This is a genomic window from Fundidesulfovibrio sp. (assembly GCF_058402725.1).
Genome location: NZ_JBZVFJ010000219.1, coordinates 1 through 3,974, shown reverse-complemented (window position 1 = coordinate 3,974; position 3,974 = coordinate 1). Strand labels below are relative to the sequence as shown.

General features: G+C 66.1%; 4 protein-coding genes. 2 read left to right on the top strand and 2 right to left on the bottom strand.

Features of this window, described 5'->3' with window-relative positions:
- Positions 1 to 206 precede the first annotated feature (206 nt).
- Both metK and panC read right to left on the bottom strand, forming a co-directional pair.
- Positions 207 to 1,379, bottom strand: coding sequence for a methionine adenosyltransferase (gene metK, locus ACV4UX_RS17680; RefSeq protein WP_491594596.1), 1,173 nt, complete (start codon positions 1,377 to 1,379; stop codon positions 207 to 209).
- A 140-nt stretch (positions 1,380 to 1,519) separates the two neighbouring features.
- On the bottom strand, positions 1,520 to 2,383 hold the full coding sequence (gene panC / locus ACV4UX_RS17675; RefSeq protein WP_491594595.1) for a pantoate--beta-alanine ligase: 864 nt from the start codon (positions 2,381 to 2,383) through the stop codon (positions 1,520 to 1,522).
- A 271-nt stretch (positions 2,384 to 2,654) separates the two neighbouring features.
- On the opposite strand from panC, the gene ACV4UX_RS17670 reads away from it, so the two are divergent.
- On the top strand, positions 2,655 to 2,810 hold the full coding sequence (locus ACV4UX_RS17670) for a hypothetical protein (protein ID WP_491594594.1): 156 nt from the start codon (positions 2,655 to 2,657) through the stop codon (positions 2,808 to 2,810).
- Positions 2,811 to 2,908: 98 nt separating this feature from the next.
- Positions 2,909 to 3,974, top strand: a 1,066-nt coding sequence (locus tag ACV4UX_RS17665; RefSeq protein WP_491594593.1) for a HAMP domain-containing protein, incomplete at its 3' end; no start/stop codon positions are given.

Below are 3,974 nucleotides of genomic sequence, written 5' to 3'. Positions count from 1 at the left end.
ATGTCAAATCGCGAGAAGTTTCTTCACCACTCGCCCATGATCCGCCCGTTCGACCGGGTCTGCCCGGGCCGGTCTGCAGACGCCCCGCCGATCCTTGCGCGCCGGGCGCGCCCGGACGGGCTGCCGGGCGACGTACCGCCGGGCACGAAAAAGGGCCGGAAGGACGCTTGTCCTCCCGGCCCCGGAGCGGCTTTCGCCTGGCGGGACTAGATCTTCATGGCGGTCTTCAGGTCCGCCACGGCGTCGGTCTTTTCCCAGGTGAACTCGGGCAGCTCGCGGCCGAAGTGGCCGTAGCAGGAGCTCTTCAGGTAGATGGGGCGCTTGAGGTCCAGGCGCTTGGTGATGAAGTAGGGGCGCATGTCGAAGACATCGCGCACGGCCTTGGTGAGGGCCTCGTCGGAGAACTCGCTGTTGCCGCCGGAGCTGACCAGCACGGAGACGGGCTCGGCCACGCCGATGGCGTAGGCGATCTGCACTTCGCAGCGGTGGGCCAGGCCAGCGGCCACCACGTTCTTGGCCACGTAGCGGGCGAAGTAGGCCGCGGAGCGGTCCACCTTGGAGGGGTCCTTGCCGGAGAAGGCGCCGCCGCCGTGGTGGCCCATGCCGCCGTAGGTGTCCTGGATGATCTTGCGCCCGGTGAGGCCGCAGTCGCCCAGGGGGCCGCCGATCACGAAGCGTCCGGTGGGGTTGATGTAGATCTTGGTGGCCTTGTCCACGAGGTTCTCGGGCAGGGCCTTGAGGATCACCTCGTGCTTGATGGCGTCCACGAGGTCGTCGTAGCTCACGTGCTCGTCGTGCTGGGAGGAGACGACGATGTTGTCGATGCGCACGGGCTTGCCGTCCTGGTATTCCACGCAGACCTGGGTCTTGCCGTCGGGGCGCAGGAAGTCGAGGATCTTCTCCTTGCGCACGTAGGCCAGGCGGCGAGAGAGCTTGTGGGCGTAGTAGATGGGGGCGGGCATGAGGGTGTCGGTCTCGTTGACGGCGAAGCCGAACATCATGCCCTGGTCGCCGGCGCCCTGCTCCTCGGGCTTGGTGCGGTCGACGCCCTGGGCGATGTCCGCAGACTGCTTGTCGATGGAGGAGATGACGGCGCAGGTCTCCCAGTCGAAGCCCATCTGGGAGCTGTTGTAGCCCACGTTCTTCACGGTCTCGCGCACGATGCCCGCGAAATCGGCGAAGGCGGAGGTGGTGATCTCGCCCGCGATGAACGCGACGCCGGTGGTCACCAGGGTTTCGCAGGCCACGCGGGCCTCGGGGTCCTGGCTGAAGATGGTGTCGAGAACGGCGTCGGAGATCTGGTCCGCGACCTTGTCCGGATGGCCTTCGGTCACGGATTCGGAAGTGAAGAGATACTTGCCCTTGGAAGCGGCGACCATGAATGTTCCTCCCGCGGAAGATGATTCGCCGGTTTCGGCGATGGAAAAGACGAAGGATGGCGGCCGGTGAAGGCCGCTAGGCCATGTGTCACAAGACCGGAAGGCTTGTCAAATGTCTGATGCGATTTTCCCGTGATTGATCACGCATGGTCCTCCTCTCCGGAGAGCAGGGCGTTGTCGATGAGCCGCGCGCCCGGGAACTTCACGGCCACGGCCAGGAGCGCCGGGCCGGAGGCGTCGCCCACGGGCTGGATGGTCTCGGGGTGGACGCACTCCACATAGTCCGTGCGGGCCAGGGGCATCTCGGAGCGGTAGTAGTCCTCCACGGCCCCGATCACCTTGCGCGGCGAGCGCTCCCCGGCCGCCGCCAGTTCGCGCGCCAGGAGCAGGCCCTTGCGCACGTGGGGGGCCTGGGCGCGCTCCTCGGGCGAGAGCAGGGCGTTGCGCGAGCTCATGGCCAGCCCGTCGGGCTCCCGGAAGATGGGGCGGCCCTCGATGTTCACGGGCAGGTCCAGGTCGGCGGCAAGGCGGCGGATCACGGCCAGCTGCTGCCAGTCCTTGCGGCCGAACACGGCCACGTCGGGCAGGGCCTGCACCAGGAGCTTGGCGACCACGGTGGCCACGCCGTCGAAGTGCCCGGGGCGCGAGCGCCCGCAGAGCCCGGAGGTGAGCCCGGCCACGCTCACGGTGGTGGCGAAGCCCTGGGGGTACATGTCGCGGGCCTGGGGCATGTAGAGGAGGTCCACCCCGGCCTCGCGGGCCTTGGCGGCGTCGCCCTCGGGGTCGCGCGGGTAGCGGTCGAGGTCTTCCCCGGGGCCGAACTGGGTGGGGTTGACGAAGATGGTGGCGGCCACCTTGTCGGCGTTGGTCCTGGCCCAGGTGAAGAGCGAGAGGTGTCCGGCATGGAGGTAGCCCATGGTGGGGGCCAGGGCCAGCTTGCGGCCCTCGGCGCGCCAGGCGCGGCAGACGGACGAGAACTCCTTGGGCGACGTGACGATCTGCATGGAAAGCCTCGCAGGGTAGGCGTGGGATGACGGGGCCACGAGCGACGCCACCCGGGTAGCACGTCCGGCGGACCGCGCCAAGGCCCGCCGGAGACCGCCGGAACATAGGACACCATTTTCGTGGACATTCCCCCCGCCTGTGCTATGGCTTCGGCATTGTCGATTCCCTCTGCATGGCCTGCGGAAGGAGCCCCGCGCCCCTCGCCTGCTGCGGCGGCCACGCAACAGAGCCGACAGAAGAGTCCCCCGCATGGGGAACGCTGCGAACCTCATGGCCAAACCTGTCGATGTCGCCGCACCGGAAAGCCGCCCGGTTTCGCAAGGCCCCGGGCGGGGCAGCTCGCAGGTCACGGGACTGCCCATCGAATCGATCGTCGGTGATTTCAACGTGTCTCCGCGCGCATTACGTTTCAACCAGCAGGAGTGAGTATGATTCAAAATCTGAAAGTGTCTTCAAAGCTCGCCTTGGGATATACCGTCGTAATCTGCATGTTCATTTCCTTGAGCGCTTTTCAGATTTTGACCATGACCAACCTTGGGGACATACAGGACCACGGAGCGAAACGCTCCTCGGATCTCAAGGAGATCATGGACACGTCGCTGCGCGTCTCCGCCTTGTACACCATCATCGCCGACGCGCAGATAAACCGGAACATGAGCCAGACCATCTCCAACTTCTCCCAGGCCAAGAATTCGGCCCGCGACGGTATGAAGCGAGTCGATTCCTTGGCCGACACAGCGCACGAGAAGGAACTCGCCAAGCGGTTCGCGAACAATTACCAGCGCTATCTCGACATGTTCGAAAACCAGATGCTTCCCAGGCTTGCGGTCATCGAGAAGCTGTCGAAGGAATCAAGGGACTCGGCGGAACTTGCCGAGGCAGAGGAGGCCCTGCGCGCGCTTGACGACGCCATAGACAAGGTGCGCGCGGAAACCCTCACCCCCCTGGAAGAGATCACCGCCGCGCTTGCCGACGAGAACGCCAAGGGCGATGCGGAATACGACGGGAAAAGCTCCATGGCCGTCCGCGTGGTGATCACCCTGACCGTGCTGGCCGTGCTGATCGCAGTCGCGTTCACGGTCATCACGTCCCGGGTCATCACGCGCCCCTTGGCCAAGGGCGTGGCTTTCGCGGAAGGGCTTGCCCGGGGCGACCTGGAGCAGGACCTGGGCATCCACCAGAAAGACGAGATCGGCATCCTGGCTGACGCGCTGCGCAAGGTGAGAGACGCCGAACGCGAGGTCGCGAACATCGCCACCCACCTGGCCCAGGGAGAACTCGAAGGGCTGGCGGTATCCAAACGTTCCGACAAGGACGTCCTGCTGGAATCCATCAAGACCATGCTCAAAACCGAGCGCTTCGTGGCCGACGTGGCCCGCAAGCTCTCCGAAGGCGACCTCCGCGTGGCCGTGAAGCCCCGCTCCGAGGAGGACGCCCTGCTCAACTCCATGAAGGACATGGTGGATCGCCTGAGCACCGTGGTGGCCGAGGTCCAGGCCGGGGCCACCAACATGGCCGCAGGCAGCGAGGAGCTTTCGGCCTCGGCCCAGAGCCTCTCCCAGGCCACCACCGAGCAGGCGGCCGCCCTGG